The following is a 15759-nucleotide window of genomic DNA, read 5'->3' on the forward strand; positions in this document are numbered from 1 at the left end:
CGTAAGGTTAGCGGCCACCCCCTCCCTCCTCCGTGACCCGGTCGCCTCCGGATGCCGTGCATTCATTCGGCGTTCACTCCGGCGCCGCCCCTGTGCAGATGTGCGCACATAGCGTCGCCGCCGAAGGATTCCCGACACCATGTCGGCGCAGTGTGCGCCGGAGGAGGACGAAGTGCGCAAACTGCTGCCGCTCCTGAGCACGAACCCCCACGGAGGCGGCCGTTCCGCTCTCACCTGCCGATTCCGGTGTGGTGACGCCTGCTTCCACGAGGTGCCGAACACCAGCGACAACGAGTACGTCGGCGACGTCATAGCCGGTGTCCTCTCCCGTCGTTCGGCGCTGCGCGCCGCCGCCGTCGTGACCGTCGCCTCCGCCGCCGGCGGTGCCGTCGTCCTCGGTGGCGCCCCGGAGGCCGTCGCCCGTCCGCAGAAGCCCGCACGCCCCGACGGTGCCCGTGGGCTCCGCTTCGCCGCCGTCGCGCCCAACACCGCCGACCAGGTCACCGTGCCCGCCGGCTACGCCCAGAACGTCGTCATCCGCTGGGGCGAGCCGATCCTCCGCGGCGCGCCCGCCTTCGACTCCGAGAAGCAGACGGCGAAGGCCCAGGCCGGCCAGTTCGGTTACAACAACGACTTCCTCTCCCTGCTGCCGCTGCGCGGGGAGCACCACCGTCAGGTCCTCGTCGCCAACCACGAGTACACCGACGAGATCCTGATGTTCCGCGGTTACGACTCCGAGAACCCGACCCGCGAGCAGGTCGAGATCGCCTGGGCCGCGCACGGCCTCTCGGTCGTCGTCGTCCAGGAGGAGCACCGCTCCGGCAAGCTGACGCCCGTCACCCGTCACCACCTCAACCGGCGGCTGCACACCACCAGCGAGTTCGAGCTGACCGGCCCCGCCGCCGGCAGCGCCCTGCTGAGGACGAGCACCGACCCCGAGGGCCGTATCGTCCTCGGCACGCTCAACAACTGCGCCGGCGGCACCACCCCGTGGGGCACCACCCTCCACGGCGAGGAGAACTTCAACCAGTACTTCGCCTACGGAAGCTCCGCCACCGACAAGCGGTACGGGGTCGGGACCGGCGCCTCCGAGCGCAAGTGGGAGCGGTTCGACAAGCGCTTCGACCTCCGCCAGGAGCCCAACGAGGTGCACCGCCAGGGCTGGGTCGTCGAGCTCGACCCGTACGACCCGGAGTCCACGCCCCGCAAGCGCACCGCGCTCGGCCGCTTCAAGCACGAGGCCGCGCAGCCCCGTCTCACCGAGGACGGCCGCCCGGTCGTCTACATGGGCGACGACGAGCGCTTCGACTACTTCTACAAGTTCGTGTCGTCGAAGCGGATGAAGAAGGGGAACTCGCGCAGCGCCCGCGAGCACAACCTCACGCTCCTCGACGAGGGCACGCTGTACGTCGCCAAGCTGACCGGCGACTCCCCGGCCGCCGAGATCGACGGCACCGGCAAGCTGCCCAACGACGGCGAGTTCGACGGCTCCGGTCAGTGGATCCCGCTCGCCACCGGCGACGTCTCGCACGTCCCCGGCATGACCGCCGAAGAGGTGTACGTCTTCACCCGCCTCGCCGGTGACAAGGTCGGGGCGACCAAGATGGACCGCCCCGAGGACGTCGAGCCGTCCCCGCGCAGCGGCCGCGTCTACGTCGCGCTCACCAACAACACCAACCGCGGCAAGGGCACGAACCCGGGCGCCGACGAGGCCAACCCGCGCAACCTGAACAAGCACGGGCAGATCCTGGAGCTCGCCGAGCACTGGGACGACCCGGCCGCCGACGGCTTCGCCTGGCGTCTCTTCCTCGTCGCGGGCGACCCGAACGACCCGGCCACCTACTTCGCCGGCTTCCCCAAGGAGAAGGTCTCCCCGATCTCCTGCCCGGACAACGTGGCCTTCGACCCGCACGGCAACCTGTGGATCTCCACGGACGGCAACCAGCTCGGCTCGCACGACGGCCTGTTCGGCGTCGCCACGCGCGGCGAGCGCCGCGGTGAGCTCAAGCAGTTCCTGACCGTCCCCAAGGGTGCCGAGACCTGCGGGCCGATCATCCAGGACCGCCGCGTCGTCGTGGCAGTGCAGCACCCGGGCGAGCTCGACGGCGCCTCCGTCGAGACCCCGAAGTCGGACTGGCCCGACGGACCCGGCAAGATCGTCCGCCCGTCGGTCGTCTCCGTCTGGCGCAAGGACGGCGGCGACATCGGCGTCTGAGGGCGCTAGATCCCGGGGAGGGTCTGGGCGTGGAGTGCTCTTCTACTCCACGCCCAGGCCCTCCCTGAATCTCGTGAACTGTTCCTCCGGGTCCCCCGTGTACGCCCACGGCACCCATGCCGCCCGCGCCCCCAGCATCCCGAGCAGCTCCCTTGCGATCTCCACCTGGCCCGCGTAACACGCCGCGTGCGTCAGGAAGTTGAGGTCCCCCACCTCCTCCGGCGCCACCGGGCGTCCCGGGTCCCTGCCCTCGATCCAGCGCGCGTACGTGCGCCGCAGCTCCGTCACCGCCAGCTCGTGCTTCCAGTGCTGGTCGAAGCCCCGCACCGGGCCCCGGCCGAGCGCCCCGTCCGCGATGTAGCGGTACTCCTCGACCCGGGCGACCTGCACGAGCACCGGCAGCGCGGAGCCGGGCGGCGCCACGCCCGCCGCGTCGCGGGCGAAGTCGTACATGCTGCCGTGCGTGCCGTGCCACCGCGCCGACCAGTAGCGCAGCACCTGGATGTGTCCCTCGGTGTTGTACGGGTCCCGGCGCCGCAACTCGTCGAACCAGTGGCGCAGTTCGCGGCGCGCCACCCCGCCCTCGTACAGTCTCGCCACCGAGAGCAGCGACACCCACGGCATGGGGTCTGCCGGTGCCGCCTCGGCCGCGCCCCGGCAGGCGTCGACGGCGGCGTCGATCCGGCCCCGTTCCACGGCGGCGCCCCGGCCGGCCGCGATGGCCGCGTCGAAGACGCGGACGACCTCGGTCGCCGCCCGCAGCACGGCGGCGTCGGGGTTGCCGGGCTCGGCCGCCCGCCACGTCTCGACGGTGGAGCTGCCGGCGGCGGCGTGCGAGAGGAGCCGCAGCCGGTGGGTGCGGCGCGCCCAGTCGTCGCCGGTGGCGGCGAGCAGGTCGCGGACGCCCTGCCAGCGGCCGATGACGATGTCGTGGCGCGCCTCGGTGAGCGCGCGGTCGCCGAAGTCCGGGTCGAAGTCGGGCGCGAAGCGCTCCGCTCGCGCCGAGCGCGCGGAACGACGGCGTACGGCCATGGGGGACTCCTTCGGTTCGGCTTCCGTCAGGTCCGACAGGTGGGGGTGTCGCTGCGTCTCGTGCGTACTCAGAAGTCGGTGGCGTAGCTCTTGTCGTGGGCGCCGGTGCGGGCGTGCGGGGTGGCCGGGCCGGAGCCCTCGGTGGCGGCGAGCGCGCGGACGGCGTCCAGGCGGGCGGGGCGGTAGTAGTCGCTGCCCTTGCGCCAGTACACGAGGAGCGGGACGACGCCGATGAGGAGTCCGCCGAGGCCGATGGTGAGGGCCGTGGTCGAGAGCTCGCCGAGCGATTCGACGAAGCACCAGAGCATGAAGCCGGAGCCGAGCAGCGGCCACAGGCCGCCGAGGAGGAAGTTCCGTACGGAGCGCAGGAGGAGCGACTTGTACGCGACGACGGCGGCGATGCCCGCGAGGCCGTAGTAGAAGGCGATCTGGAGGCCGATCGCGGCGACGGCGTCGCTGAGGATCCGCTGGACGGACTGCGCGGCTGCGGCGGCGGCGAACATGAGGAGCGCGGCTCCGCCGACGGCGGCGATCGCGACCCAGGGGGTGTTCCAGCGGCGGTGCACGGTGCCGAGCGCGGCGGGCAGGGTCCGGTCGCGGCCCATCGCGAAGAGCGAGCGGGTGACCTGGAGGAGGGTCGTCTCCAGGGTGGCGACGGTCGACAGGACGACGGCCACGACGAGGAGTTTGCCGCCGACGCCCGGCCAGATCTCCTGGCCGAGGACGGCGAGGACGTTCGGTCCCGCGGTGCGGATCTCCTCGGCGGTCAGCAGGACGTTCACGGCGACGGTGAAGGCCTCGAAGAGGACGAAGACGAAGCCGACGCCGACGAGCGCGGCGAGTCCCGCCGTACGGCGGCTGTTCCGGGTCTCCTCGCTGAGGTTGCTGGTGACGTCCCAGCCCCAGTAGTAGAAGGCGGCGATGAGGGCGCCGGCGGCGAAGCCCTGGGGGCCGTCGAACTGGCCGAGGCCGAACCAGGACCAGTCGAAGGCGGCGGCCCGTCCCCGGTGCAGGACGGCGGCGACGACGAAGCCGATGAGGATCAGCATCTCGACGCCCGACATGACGAGTTGGGCCCGTACGGTCAGGCGGGCGCCGCCCAGGACGACGAGCAGCATCATCAGGAACCAGCCGGCGCCGACGGCCGCCGCGAGCGGGGTGTGGTTCGCGAGGTCCGGGTCGATCAGGGAGAGCGTGAGGGAGCCGGCGGGCAGCGAGCCCGCCACCATGAAGACGGTGGCGGCGAAGACGAGCGCCCAGCCGGAGAGGAAGCCGAGGAAGGGGTGGAGGGTGCGGCCCACCCAGGAGTAGCCGGCGCCGGCGTTCACGTCGATCCGGCCGAGGCGGGCGTAGGCGAGGACGATGCCGAGCATCGGTATCGCGCAGTAGAGCAGGGCGGCGGGTCCGGCGAAGCCGACCGCGCCGAAGAGGACGGCGGTGGTCGCGGCGAGCGAGTAGGCGGGTGCGCTGCCCGCCACGGCCATCACGATCGTGTCGAACGTGCCGAGGACATTGGGCTGGAGCCCTCTGCTGTGGGTGGTGCGCATGGCGGAGTCCTCGGGGCGCGGGGGGTGGTGAGGCGGGCGGTGGGGGTGCGGTGGGGGGTGCGGTGGCGGTGCGGTGGCAGGCGGCGGTGCGGTGGCAGGGTGAAGTGGCCCGTCCGCCGGGTCGGTTGCGCGACGGCGGCAGGCGCGGAGCACGGTGGATCGCTGTGGATCTCGCGGAATCTCGGTGAATCGAGCGCATCGTAGTCGCCCGGATGGCGTTCGGTAACGGCGGTGGGGAGGGTTCCGTTCCGTGACCGCCGGTAAGTCCTCCCGTACGCCCCCCGGGGGAGGTTTACCGCAGGTCGGGACCGGCGATGGCGCGGGCCGCGCGGACCTCCTGGCGGAGGGGTGCGAGGACTCCGTTCTCGTCGCCCGGGAGCTCCGCGCGGACCTCCACGAGCGTGACGCTGGAGCGCAGTCCTTCGGAGAGTTCGCGCAACTCCCGCTCCACGGCGGCGACCTCGGCCGCGTCGGGGGCGGGGGCGCCGTGGGCGACGCGGATCCGGGCGGCGGTCGTCGCGTCGACGATCCGCTCGACGGCGACGACGAGCGGCCACCAGGCGGCGGCGCGGGTGCCGGTGGGCGGCGGTTCGGTCAGGGCGCGCTGGAATTCGGAGCGGACGGTCGACAGGTCCCGGTAGAGCTTGCGCCGGGCCCGGTGACGGGCGGTCCGGTCGTCCGCCGTGAACGCGCCGCCGACGTACGCGGCGGTGTCGGCGACGGCGTCCGCGAGCCGGTCCCCGATACGGGTGTGCCAGGACTCGGGCCAGAGGAGGTAGCCGGCGATCAGGGTGATCGCGCAGCCGATGAGCGAGTCGTAGAGGCGGGGCATGACGAGGTCGAAGCCCTGGTGGTTGAGCATGTCGGAGAGCAGCAGGATGACCGGGGTGATGGCCGCGGTCTGGAAGGCGTACCCCTTCGCCGAGAAGGCCGGGATCAGGGCGGCGAGCGCCACCATCACGGGCACGTCCCACCAGCCTCTCGGGACCTCGGCGAGGACGAGGGCGGCGAGGACGAGGCCGGCGGCGGTGCCGAGGGCGCGGAGCACGGCCCGGGAGAAGACCGAGCCGAAGTCGGGCTTCATGACGAAGGTGACGGTGAGCGCGACCCAGTACGAGCGGGGCACGGGGATCAGCGAGACGAAGGCCTGGGCGAGGCCGATGCAGAGCGCGAGCCGCAGCCCGTACCGCCAGGACGCCTCGGAGAGCAGGACGGCGCGGGTGGCGCGGCGGACCCGGACGCGGAGGGCGGCGGGGCGGCCGAGCCGGTCGTCGATGTTGTAGGGGGCGGGCTCGTCCTGGTGGACGACGGTCGCCGCGTAGCGCAGGGCGTGGTCGACGGCCTTCTCGGCGGGCCGCTCGGGCGCGGGCAGGTCGAGGACGGGGGTGCCGGTGCGGCCTTCCTCGACGGCGTCGGCGAGTTCCCGTACGGCCGCGGGGATCGCGGCGGGCAGCGGGCCGAGGAGCCGGACGCGGAGGCGGGCGGCGGGGGCGGCTTCGAGGAGCGGGACGAGGGCGTTGAGCTGGGAGAGGAGCCGGACCAGGTGGGGCGCGCGGCCGTGTTGGCGGGCGCGGCGGGCGAGGACCAGGTCGTAGGACTGGTTGAGGGAGGCGGTGACGGCGTGCCGCTGTTCGTCGTAGGCGGCGGCGGTGGTGCCGGTGGCCTCGTAGAGGTCGGCGACGGCCCGGTAGGTGGCGGCGACGGCGGCGCGTTCGGGGGCGGTGCGGCGCAGGGGCCAGCCGAGGAGGGTGAGGAGGAGGACGAAGAGCCCGCCGAGGGTGAGGAGCAGGGGCGCCTTCCACCACGGTCCCGGCATGGGGAGGCCGGCGCCGACCACGCAGTTCAGGAGCAGCAGGAGTCCCGACACGGAGGCGACGGCGCCGATCGACGAGATCATCCCGGAGACGAGCGCGACGAGGGTGAGGACGGCGACGGCGAGCCAGCCGTGGCCGAAGACGAGGGTGCCGAGGGTGACGCCGAGGGCGCCGAAGAGCTGCGGCACCGCGATGTTGAAGATCCGCATCCGGTAGGCGTCGGCGGTGTCGCCGATGACACCGGAGAGGGCGCCCATGGAGACGAGGGCGCCGTAGGCGGGCTGTCCGACGGCGAGTCCGACGGCGATCGGCGCGGACAGCGCGACGGACGCGCGGGCGACGGCGGCCCAGGGGATGGGGGTGGGGGCGGGCTTGAGCCCGGCCGTGAGCCAGGTGGGCGGTGAGAGCCGTACGGGCCGAGCGGGGCGTGCCATGCCCCCCAACTTACGTGTCAGGTGGTGCGGTCAGGCGGCGCGGCAGAGCTCGGCGCGGTGGGGGTGGTCGGCCGGGGTCGCCGGGGTCGAGGTGTGGGTGACGGTCCTGTGGACCGGTCGCGTGGCGTTCGTGGCCCGCGAGCGGGTCCTGGTGAAGACGACGAGGCGGAGCACCGCGAAGCGGGCGGTGCCGGCGAGTGCGGAGGCGGTCAGGTAGACGATCTGTTCGAGCATCGCCCCGGGCGCCGCCACCAGTTGCTGGAGGAGCAGCATCGCGCCGCAGGTCACCGCGTACGCGGCCGCGGCGGAGCCGGCCGACTGCGTGTGCTGGCGCCAGGTGGCGCGTCCGCCCGCGCCGAAGGTGAAGCGGGCGTGCAGCTCGGTGGAGAGGAGTGTGGAGGCCACGGCTATCAGGGCGTTGGCCAGGAGCCAGGGGATCCAGGAGGCGAGGCCCGTCACGGCGAAGCTGGAGGCGATGCCGACTCCGCCGCCGCAGAGCACGAAGCGGGCGAAGGCGTGGAAGGCGCCGGGTGCCGTCTGCTGCCGGCTCTGCCCTGCTGTCTCCATGATCGGACCCCTCCGCTGGCTCGCTCCGCCGCCCGATGCGTACCCGTCGGCCGGTGGGCCGTGGGCGTGCATCCCTTATGGCGCCATGATGGCACATGAGTGGCGCCATGGCGAGCCATTAATGGCATCAGTGGCGCCATCGATGGCGTCAGGGGGCGCCAAGGGGTGCCAAGGGGGTGCCATCAGGGGTGGTGGAGGTGCCTCATCCTGGGGTCAGTGACTGGAGCGGCGCATGGGGCGTCCTCGACGGCCCCGCGCGGCGAGGGTCGGTGCGGTGGTCAGTTGCGGTAGGACTCGACCTCCGAGGCCGGGCGGAGGGCGGCCGTGTCCGGGTCCTCGCCGAATTCGCTCTTCGCCCGGCGCTGGCGCAGCAGGTCCCAGCACTGGTCGAGCCTGACCTCCAGCTGGGCGAGGCGGGTGCGTTCCTCCGGGAGGAGGCCGCCCGTGCGCGTGCGCAGCGCGCGTTCCTCCTCGACGAGGGCGCCGATGTCGCCCAGGATCTCCTCGTTGTCCATGCTTTCAGCGTGGCCGATCAGCGTCTCGCGCGCAGGTCGAGAGCTCAGCGCTCTCCGCGCAGGTCGAGATCGGCGAGGACGGCCCGGTGGTCGGAGCCCGCGAGGTCGAGGAAGCGGATGCTCCGTACGGTGAAGTCGTCGCTCACCAGGACGTGGTCGATCTGGGCGAACGGCGGCAGCGGGCCTTCCATGGGCCAGGTCGGGGTGCGGCTCGCGTCCGCGCGCCGGGCGGCGTCCTGGAGGCGGCCGGCGGCGAGGATCGAGCGGAAGGCCGCGTGGTCCTGGGAGGCGTTGAAGTCCCCGGCGAACAGACGTGGCCCCGTGCCGAGCCGGGTCACGGCCTCGTCCTCGATCCGGCCGAGCTCCTGCTTCCACCCGTCGATCTGGCCCGGCACCGGCGGCAGCGGGTGGGCGAGTTGGAGGCGTACGGGCAGTCCGGCGATCCGGGCGGTGGCGCCCGGCATGCCCATCGCCGCCGGGATGACCCGCTCGTCGGTGAGCGGGTAGGCGCTCAGCAGGACGGAGCCGGAGGCCCCGCCGGCGTCGACCGAGGTGTGGTGGGGGAGTTCGGCGGCGAAGGCCGTGGTCAGGGCGTGTCCGCACACGAGGTCGCACTCGGTGGCGAAGACGAGCTGGGGGCGTTCGCGCCGGATCGTGTCGATCAGCGCCCCGGTGGCCTGGCCGTACTCGACGTTGGCGGCGAGCACCTTGACCCGGGCCAGCGGCAGTCCGTACGAGGTGACGAGCTGCGGCATGTAGGGCAGGGAACTCCAGCCGACCGCGGCGAGGACGACGACGGCGAGGAGGGTGAGCGCGCGGCGCCGGGCGACGGCGGCGAGGAGCACCGCGAGCCCGGCGGGCACGGCGAGCCAGGGCAGCAGGGAGAGCAGCTGCGGTACGGGGGAGATCCCGTCCGTGTCGAGGAAGCGGCAGGCGCTGATCAGGGCCGGGACGACCAGGAGCAGCCCGGCGGCCCAGGCGGTGAGGCGGTGCCTGGGCCGGAGGGGCTGGGGTTCGGGAGCCGTCGGTGCGGCGCTCGTCACGGATGCGGTTGGGGCGGCAGGGGCTCGGTCCACGCCTTTCAGTGTCGCAGGGCCTGTGCGATCTCCGCGGTCGTGGTGCCCGAGAGCGTCCGATTGCTGCGCGCCGTACCCGACTTGGAGGCTCCGGGTTCGACGCCGTTGATGTTCAGGACGACCGCGTCGAGGAGATTTCCGCTGTCGTCACGGAAGTTGACCATGACCGTGTAGTCGGCGTTCTTGTCCTGGGGGTTGGTCGCCGTGATCTCGGCGACCGTGCGGTCCCCGTCGGCGCTCGTCGTCCCGGCCTTCACGTCGCCGGTGGCGTTGACCCCGTCCTTGACCTCGTTCATCTTCTCCTCGGCCGCCGAGGCGACGGCGGCCGTTGCGGAGGAGACGACCTCGCCGGCCTTCTCCGAGACGGCGTCGCAGCCGGTGAGGGAGAGGGTGACGGAGAGGAGGGCGGAGGCGGCGAGGGCGACTCCCGTCGTGCGTGGTCTCATCGGTGGCCGCCTCAGAACTTCTCGGTCGTGCCGTAGGCCTCGTCCGTGGCCAGTGCCCAGATCACGAAGATCGAGATGGCCATGGAGAACAGCGCCCACCACGGCTGGTACGGCAGGAAGAGGAACTGGAAGAGGACGTTGAGGGAGGCCAGCGCGATACCGGCGACCCGGCCCCACTCGGCGCCCTTGAGGATCCCGTAGCCGGCGATCGCGAGGATGATGCCGAGGATCAGGTGGATCCAGCCCCAGGTGGTGAGGTTGAACTTGAAGACGTAGTCGCCGACCCGGGTGTAGACGTCGTCCTCGGCGATCCCTGCGATGCCCTGGAAGACGTCCATGAATCCGGTGACCAGCATGAGGACACCGGCGAAGAGGGTGCCGCCGGTGGCCCAGGCACTCGAGGTGCTCGGCTTGCGGGGTGCGGTGTTCTGGCTCATGACCCCATCGTCGGAGCGTTCGTACGATTCCGAACTTTCAGCTGGGCCGAACGAGTGAGCGAAGGTAGGAGTCGAGTGCGGAGTCGAACTCCTCGGGCCGTTCCAGGTTGGGCAGGTGCGCGGCCCGTTCGATGACGGCGAGCGTGGAGTGGGGCAGCAGCGCGTGCATCTCCTCCGCGTCCGCGACCGGTGTGTACGTGTCGTCCCGGCCGACCACGACGAGCGCGGGCACGGCGACGGTGGTGAGCGACTCGCGGTAGTCGGGCCGCTCGGCCCGGCCGCGCAGCGCGGCGGCGGCGCCGGCGGGGTCGGTCGCGCACATCATGCGGTGCACGTGCGGCGCGGCATGGGTGTTGTACGGGGCGACCATCCGGTCCAGGACCTCGTCGGCGTACTCCCGCATGGCGTCGGCGCCGCCGGCGAGCAGCCGGTCGGCCATGGCGTTCCGGGCGGCCTTGCCCTCGTCGGTCTCGGCGGCCGGGAACGTGTCGGCGAGGACGAGGCCGCGGACGCGCTCCGGGTGGCGGCGGTGGAGCTCCATGGCGATCTGGCCGCCCATGGAGAGGCCCGCGACGACGCACTCCTCGATGTCCAGGTGGTCGAGGAGGTCGACGAGGTCCTCGGCGAAGTCGCCGAGGCCGGTGAGTCCGGTGAGGTCGCCCGTCGCGCCGGGCGGGGTGATGCCGTAGCCGCGCAGGTCGGGGGCGATCACCCGGTGCGTGAGGGAGAAACGGTCGATCTGGGGCTGCCACATGGTGTGGTCGAAGGGGTGGCCGTGGACGAGGAGGAGCGCGGGGCCGCTGCCGCGGTCCTCGAAGTAGAGGCGGGTGGCGAGGTTGTCGGTGAAGCGCATGACGGCAGGCTAGGCAGCGGCGATCGCTCGGTGCAATGAGATCTTTGCTCTCGGTGCAATGAGGCGCGCTGTGCGAGGGAGGGGTGTCGTGGAGGAGTACCGGAGGATCGCGGACCGGGTCGAGGCTGCCGTACGGGACGGGCGGCTGGGTCCCGGCGACCGGCTGCCGCCGCAGCGGGTCTTCGCCCGCCGCCACCGGATCGCGAACTCGACGGCCATCCGCGTCTACGGGGAGCTGGCCCGCCGCGGCCTGGTCGTCGGCGAGGTCGGGCGCGGCACCTTCGTCCGGGCCGCGCCGCCGCTGCCCGGGTCCGCGCTCGCCGAGGCGACCGGGGCGGCGCCCGTCGACCTCCAGCTCAACTACCCCGTCGCGGAAGGCCAGTCGGAGCTGATGGCCCGCGCGCTCGCGGCGCTCGCCCGGCCCGACGTCCTGGCCGAGGCCGTCTCGGGCCCGGCCGCCGCGACCGGCACCCCGCATGCCCGGGAGGCGGCGGTGTCCGTCCTCGCCCGGCCCGGCTGGGCGCCGGACCCGGAGAACGTCCTCTTCGCGGGGAACAGCCGCCAGGCCATCGCCGCCGCGCTCTCCGCGCTCGTCCCGCCCGGCGGCCGGCTGGGCGTCGAGGCGCTCACGTATCCGCTGGTCAAGGCGGTGGCCGAACGGCTCGGCATCCGGCTGGTGCCGCTCGCCCTCGACGAGGACGGGATACGGCCGGAGGCGCTCGCGGCGGTGCACCGGGCGACCCCGCTGGCCGCGCTCTACGTCCAGCCGACCCTGCACAACCCGCTCTCCACGACCATGGGCGCGACCCGGCGGGCCGAACTGGCCGAGCTGCTGCGCCTCCTGGATCTGACGGCGGTCGAGGACACGACCTGGGCCTTTCTCGTACCGGACGGGATCGCGGACGGGATCGCGGGCGGGATCGCGGGCGCGAGTGCGCCCCCGCCGCTCGCCGCCTTCGCCCCTGACCGGGTCCTCCTCGTGGACAGCCTCTCCAAGCGGCTCGCCCCCGGTCTGACCGTCGGCTACCTCGCCGTGCCCGGGCGGCTGCGGGCGGCGGTGGCGGAGGCGCTGCGGTCCGGTGCCTGGACGGCGGGCGGGCTCGCGCTCGCGGCCGCCACCCGCTGGGCCGCGGACGGCACGGTCGCCGAGGCCGTCGCCGCCAAGCGCGCGGACACGGAGGCCCGGCACGCCCTGGTCCGGCGCCATCTCGGAGGTCACGCCGTACGGACCTCCCCGCACGCCTACTACTGCTGGTGGGAGCTGCCCGCGCCCTGGCGCGCGGAGACCTTCGCGGCGGCGGCGGCCGAGCGCGCGGGCGTGGCGGTCACCCCGGGAAGCGCCTTCGCGGTCGGCCCGGGCACGGCCCCGGACGCGATCCGGGTGGGGCTCGCGTCGCCGCCCCGCGCGGTACTGGACGCGGCACTGGCCCGCCTCGCGGCACTGGCCGCCGAAGCGCCCTGAGGTGCTGCGCGGCCTTGAGGTGCTGCGCGGCCCTGAGGCGCCGATGCGCCACCTGAGGCCTGAGGCGCCCTGAGGCGCCGCGGCGTCCTTGCCTCCCCTATTCGAGACATGTAGAGTCCTGAATCATGAGGATGAGCGAAGGCGTGGAATGGGCACTGCACAGCTGCCTGAACCTGGCCTGGATCGGGTCGGAGCGGGCGGTCACCGCCGCGCGCCTCGCGGCCTATCACGAGCTGCCCGCCGCCTACCTCACCAAGCAGCTCCAGGCGCTCGCCAGGGCCGGGATCGTCACCTCGGTCTCCGGGCCGAAGGGCGGCTTCCGGCTGGCTCGCGGCCTGGACCGGATCACGCTCATGGATGTCGTCGCCGCCGTCGAAGGCCCTGAGGAGGCCTTCCGCTGCACCGAGATCCGGCAGCAGGGTCCGGGGGCGGGGCCGTCCGGGTCGTACGCCGCCGAGTGCGCCATCGCCGGCGCCATGGGGCGGGCCGAACTGGCCTGGCGGCGCGAGCTCATGGCCCAGACCCTGGACGACGTCCGGGAGCGGGCGGAGCTCCAGGCGCCGGCCGCGCCCGACCGGATCCGTCACTGGTTCGCCAACGTCTGACACGACCGCTCTCCCTCCCGGGGGAGCTTCTCAAGGGGGTGATTCTGGATGTTAGATATCCAGGTTAAAGAGCCTGGTGCCGACGACACGCGCCACCGGTCCGGACGGCCCGCCGTCGCCGCCGTCACGCTCGGGATCTTCACCGTCATGACCGCCGAACTCCTGCCGGTCGGACTCCTCACCCCGGCCGCCGCCGACCTGTCCGTCACCGAGGGCACCGCCGCCCTCATGGTGACCGTGCCCGGCCTCGTCGCCGCCGTCGCCGCGCCCCTCGTCACGGCCCGCGCGGCCGCCGCCGACCGCCGGACGCTCCTCGTCGCGCTCATGCTCCTCGCCGCCGCCGCCAACCTCGTCTCGGCGCTCGCGGGACACCTCGCGGTCGTCCTCGCCGCCCGACTGCTCCTCGGCCTCGCGATCGGCGGCTTCTGGGCCCTCGCCGGCGGGCTCGCGCCCCGGCTCGTCCCGCCCGCCGCCGTCGGCCGGGCCACCGCCGTGGTCTTCGGCGGGGTCTCGGCCGCCTCGGTCCTCGGCGTCCCCGCCGCCACCGTCATCGCCGAACAGGCGGGCTGGCGCTGGGCGTTCGCCGCCACCGGCCTGCTCTCCCTGCTCGCGGCGGCGGCCCTCCGCACCCTGCTGCCCCGCCTCCCGGGACGGGGCACGGCATCACCCGCGCCACAGGACACCGGGCTCCGCGCGCTCGCCGCTCTCGCCGCGCTCCCCCGCCGCAACCGCCGCGTGCGGGCCGGGCTGCTGCTCACCCTCGCGCTCGTGACCGGCCACTTCCTCGCGTACTCCTTCGTCCGCCCCCTGCTCACCGACCACGCCCGCGTCCCCGAGGCGCTCCTCGGCGCACTGCTCCTCGGCTACGGCCTCGCGGGCGTCGCCGGGAACTTCCTCGCCGGCTCCCGGGCGGCCCGCGCCCCCCGCCGTACGCTCGCGGTCATCGCCGCCGCGCTCGGCACCGTCCTCCTGACGGCCTTCGCGGCCCCCGCCTGGGCTGCCGGGCTGCTGCTCCTCTGGGGGCTCGCCTACGGCGGGGTGTCGGTCGCGCTCCAGTCCTGGTTCATGGCCGCCGCCCCCGACGACGTCGAGGCCGCCACCGGACTCAACGTCAGCGTCTTCTGCCTCGCGATCGCCCTCGGCGCCCTCCTCGGCGGGCTGCTGACCGACGCGTACGACGTCACCGCGGTGCTCCTCGCCGGCGCCGCGCTCACCCTGGCCGCCGTCCCGGTGGCCGCCCTCTCCGGAAGGAACGATCCCTCATGAACGACGTCACTCCCGCCGCCGACCAGCGCGTCATCACCAACCCCGGCACGCTCCACGACCCCACCCCCTTCGGCTACAGCCACGCCGTCTCCGCGCCCGGCGAACTCGTCTTCATCGGCGGCCAGTACGCCTCCGACGCCACCGGCGCGCCCGTCCCCGGGGACTTCGCCGCCCAGGTCGAGCTCTCCCTCGTCAACCTGCGGCTCGCCCTGGAGGGCGTCGGCCTCGGCCTCGCCCATGTCGTCCGCCTCGGCTCGTACATCGTCGAGCACGACCTCGCCAAGCTGGAGGTCCTCGGCAAGGCCCTGCACGCGCACTTCGGCGAGCGGCTGCCCGCGCAGACCCTCAGCGGGGTCGCGGCGCTCGCCCTGCCGGGCATGCTCTTCGAGATCGACGCCGTCGCCGTACGGCCCACGGGGTCCCTGGGGGCCTGATCCACTTGCGGGGCGCCGGGCGCGGGTGTGCCCTGGAGGGTGCGGGACCCAGGGGGCCAGAACCTGCGGGGGCGAGAGACGAAGGAGCTCCAGCCATGGCCGCACACGCAGCGCTACCGGCCCGAGGCCGGGCGACCAGCACCCAAGGCCGTACCCTCGGCTGGGCACTCCCGGCCACGCTCGGCGTGATCTACGGCTGGTACGCGGCCTTCATCCAGAAGTCCGGCGCCCCGGTCACCTGGGGACTGTTCTGGCTCGGACTGATCTCGGCGGTCGTGTTCGGCGGGGCCGTGTACGGGCTCCACCGCATCGGCCGCGCCCTGCCGCGCGAGCTCCACGCGGCCGCCTGGGGCAGCCTCGCGGGCATCGCGGTCGGCTTCCTCTACAGCCTGTCCGACGTGAGCATCCTGTCGGCGACCGTCCTCGGGCTGATCGTCGGCGGGGGCGTCACCGCCGGCGCCTTCTACCTCTACTACACCCACGAGGACGCCGCGGGCCGCCCGGCGCCGTACTGACGCCCCGCGCCCCCGGTCCGGGTCCTGCGCCGGTAGTACGAGGCCGCCACGGCGGCCACGAGCACCGGCCAGGCCAGCAGGGGCGCGTAGCAGGCGATCAGCAGGGCGTCCTGCGCCGGGGAGGCGGGGAGGCCGGGTCCGAGGTCCGCGACCGAGGCGTACACGCCCCACCCGGCGATCGCGCACAGCCCCGCCACCCCGGCGAAGGCCACGCCCGTCGCGGCCGCCGCGTTCACCCGGCGCCCGCCGAGGAACGGCATCCACCGGGGGAACACCTCGCCCCAGGAGCGGACGAGGCCCAGCGTGAGGAAGGCGAGCAGCTCGGAGACGACGCTCAGGCCGACGACGTACACGGATTCGCCGAAGCTCATCGTGCCGAGCTCGGCGTCCTGCGTGACGGGGAGCCCCGCGACGAGCGCGAGGCGCCACAGCCCGGACGGGAGGGTGACGAGCGGGACGGCGTGGGCGGCGAGGACGGCCCAGCGGGGCACGTCGGGCAGGGCCTTGATCTTCATCATGCGTCCAGCGTCCCGCCGGGCCC

16 protein-coding genes are annotated in these 15759 nt (G+C 73.6%); 6 read left to right on the plus strand and 10 right to left on the minus strand.

The window, feature by feature from the left end:
- The first annotated feature begins 172 nt into the window (after nucleotides 1-172).
- A complete protein-coding gene (locus OG357_RS20015) occupies nucleotides 173-2215 on the plus strand; it encodes a PhoX family protein (protein WP_329625635.1) in 2043 nt (680 codons plus the stop codon).
- Nucleotides 2216-2257: 42 nt separating this feature from the next.
- Here the strand turns inward: OG357_RS20015 and OG357_RS20020 are convergent, their stop codons facing one another.
- The 9 genes from OG357_RS20020 to OG357_RS20060 all read right to left on the minus strand — a co-directional run bounded on the left by OG357_RS20020 (nucleotide 2258) and on the right by OG357_RS20060 (nucleotide 10936).
- Nucleotides 2258-3247 carry a hypothetical protein gene (locus tag OG357_RS20020; RefSeq protein ID WP_329622442.1) on the minus strand — a complete coding sequence of 330 codons (990 nt, stop codon included), beginning with the start codon at nucleotides 3245-3247 and terminating at the stop codon, nucleotides 2258-2260.
- A gap of 68 nt (nucleotides 3248-3315) precedes the next feature.
- The gene (locus OG357_RS20025) at nucleotides 3316-4794 is read right to left on the minus strand and encodes an APC family permease (protein WP_329622443.1); all 1479 of its coding nucleotides are present in this window, start codon (nucleotides 4792-4794) and stop codon (nucleotides 3316-3318) included.
- 292 nt (nucleotides 4795-5086) lie between these two features.
- Nucleotides 5087-7042, minus strand: a complete 1956-nt coding sequence (locus OG357_RS20030; RefSeq protein WP_329622444.1) for an FUSC family protein — start codon at nucleotides 7040-7042, stop codon at nucleotides 5087-5089.
- 30 nt (nucleotides 7043-7072) lie between these two features.
- Nucleotides 7073-7609: a hypothetical protein gene (locus OG357_RS20035; protein ID WP_329622445.1), complete on the minus strand. Its 537-nt coding sequence runs from the start codon at nucleotides 7607-7609 to the stop codon at nucleotides 7073-7075.
- A gap of 278 nt (nucleotides 7610-7887) precedes the next feature.
- A complete protein-coding gene (locus tag OG357_RS20040; RefSeq protein WP_329622446.1) occupies nucleotides 7888-8124 on the minus strand; it encodes a DUF2630 family protein in 237 nt (78 codons plus the stop codon).
- A gap of 44 nt (nucleotides 8125-8168) precedes the next feature.
- Nucleotides 8169-9200: an endonuclease/exonuclease/phosphatase family protein gene (locus OG357_RS20045; protein ID WP_329622447.1), complete on the minus strand. Its 1032-nt coding sequence runs from the start codon at nucleotides 9198-9200 to the stop codon at nucleotides 8169-8171.
- A 5-nt stretch (nucleotides 9201-9205) separates the two neighbouring features.
- The gene (locus OG357_RS20050) at nucleotides 9206-9646 is read right to left on the minus strand and encodes a hypothetical protein (protein ID WP_329622448.1); all 441 of its coding nucleotides are present in this window, start codon (nucleotides 9644-9646) and stop codon (nucleotides 9206-9208) included.
- 11 nt (nucleotides 9647-9657) lie between these two features.
- Nucleotides 9658-10083: a DUF7144 family membrane protein gene (locus OG357_RS20055; RefSeq protein WP_329622449.1), complete on the minus strand. Its 426-nt coding sequence runs from the start codon at nucleotides 10081-10083 to the stop codon at nucleotides 9658-9660.
- A gap of 37 nt (nucleotides 10084-10120) precedes the next feature.
- On the minus strand, nucleotides 10121-10936 hold the full coding sequence (locus tag OG357_RS20060; RefSeq protein WP_329622450.1) for an alpha/beta fold hydrolase: 816 nt from the start codon (nucleotides 10934-10936) through the stop codon (nucleotides 10121-10123).
- Between the two features lie 88 nt (nucleotides 10937-11024).
- On the opposite strand from OG357_RS20060, the gene OG357_RS20065 reads away from it, so the two are divergent.
- From OG357_RS20065 to OG357_RS20085, 5 genes are all read left to right on the plus strand, one after another.
- The gene (locus tag OG357_RS20065) at nucleotides 11025-12398 is read left to right on the plus strand and encodes an aminotransferase-like domain-containing protein (RefSeq protein ID WP_329622451.1); all 1374 of its coding nucleotides are present in this window, start codon (nucleotides 11025-11027) and stop codon (nucleotides 12396-12398) included.
- A 131-nt stretch (nucleotides 12399-12529) separates the two neighbouring features.
- The gene (locus OG357_RS20070) at nucleotides 12530-13003 is read left to right on the plus strand and encodes an RrF2 family transcriptional regulator (protein ID WP_329625636.1); all 474 of its coding nucleotides are present in this window, start codon (nucleotides 12530-12532) and stop codon (nucleotides 13001-13003) included.
- A gap of 48 nt (nucleotides 13004-13051) precedes the next feature.
- Nucleotides 13052-14269, plus strand: a complete 1218-nt coding sequence (locus OG357_RS20075) for an MFS transporter (protein WP_329622452.1) — start codon at nucleotides 13052-13054, stop codon at nucleotides 14267-14269.
- Nucleotides 14266-14703, plus strand: a complete 438-nt coding sequence (locus tag OG357_RS20080; RefSeq protein ID WP_329622453.1) for a RidA family protein — start codon at nucleotides 14266-14268, stop codon at nucleotides 14701-14703. The genes OG357_RS20075 and OG357_RS20080 overlap by 4 nt, the downstream gene beginning before the upstream one ends.
- A 95-nt stretch (nucleotides 14704-14798) precedes the next feature.
- Nucleotides 14799-15218, plus strand: coding sequence for a hypothetical protein (locus OG357_RS20085; protein WP_329622454.1), 420 nt, complete (start codon nucleotides 14799-14801; stop codon nucleotides 15216-15218).
- On the opposite strand, the gene OG357_RS20090 is transcribed toward OG357_RS20085, so the two are convergent.
- Nucleotides 15176-15736 (minus strand): hypothetical protein, encoded by a 561-nt coding sequence (locus tag OG357_RS20090; RefSeq protein ID WP_329622455.1) that lies wholly within the window; start codon nucleotides 15734-15736, stop codon nucleotides 15176-15178. The genes OG357_RS20085 and OG357_RS20090 overlap by 43 nt on opposite strands.
- Nucleotides 15737-15759 lie beyond the last annotated feature (23 nt).

Origin of the sequence: Streptomyces sp. NBC_01255 (assembly GCF_036226445.1) — a bacterium.
Classification (GTDB): Bacteria; Actinomycetota; Actinomycetes; order Streptomycetales; family Streptomycetaceae; genus Streptomyces.

Coding starts and splice junctions, on each gene's coding strand:
- OG357_RS20020 (WP_329622442.1), bottom strand. CDS start 3,247: ATGGCCGTACGCCGTCGTTCCGCGCGCTCGGCGCGAGCGGAGCGCTTC.
- OG357_RS20030 (WP_329622444.1), bottom strand. CDS start 7,042: ATGGCACGCCCCGCTCGGCCCGTACGGCTCTCACCGCCCACCTGGCTC.
- OG357_RS20090 (WP_329622455.1), bottom strand. CDS start 15,736: ATGATGAAGATCAAGGCCCTGCCCGACGTGCCCCGCTGGGCCGTCCTC.
- OG357_RS20055 (WP_329622449.1), bottom strand. CDS start 10,083: ATGAGCCAGAACACCGCACCCCGCAAGCCGAGCACCTCGAGTGCCTGG.
- OG357_RS20050 (WP_329622448.1), bottom strand. CDS start 9,646: ATGAGACCACGCACGACGGGAGTCGCCCTCGCCGCCTCCGCCCTCCTC.
- OG357_RS20060 (WP_329622450.1), bottom strand. CDS start 10,936: ATGCGCTTCACCGACAACCTCGCCACCCGCCTCTACTTCGAGGACCGC.
- OG357_RS20025 (WP_329622443.1), bottom strand. CDS start 4,794: ATGCGCACCACCCACAGCAGAGGGCTCCAGCCCAATGTCCTCGGCACG.
- OG357_RS20070 (WP_329625636.1), top strand. CDS start 12,530: ATGAGCGAAGGCGTGGAATGGGCACTGCACAGCTGCCTGAACCTGGCC.
- OG357_RS20080 (WP_329622453.1), top strand. CDS start 14,266: ATGAACGACGTCACTCCCGCCGCCGACCAGCGCGTCATCACCAACCCC.
- OG357_RS20085 (WP_329622454.1), top strand. CDS start 14,799: ATGGCCGCACACGCAGCGCTACCGGCCCGAGGCCGGGCGACCAGCACC.
- OG357_RS20035 (WP_329622445.1), bottom strand. CDS start 7,609: ATGGAGACAGCAGGGCAGAGCCGGCAGCAGACGGCACCCGGCGCCTTC.
- OG357_RS20075 (WP_329622452.1), top strand. CDS start 13,052: ATGTTAGATATCCAGGTTAAAGAGCCTGGTGCCGACGACACGCGCCAC.
- OG357_RS20040 (WP_329622446.1), bottom strand. CDS start 8,124: ATGGACAACGAGGAGATCCTGGGCGACATCGGCGCCCTCGTCGAGGAG.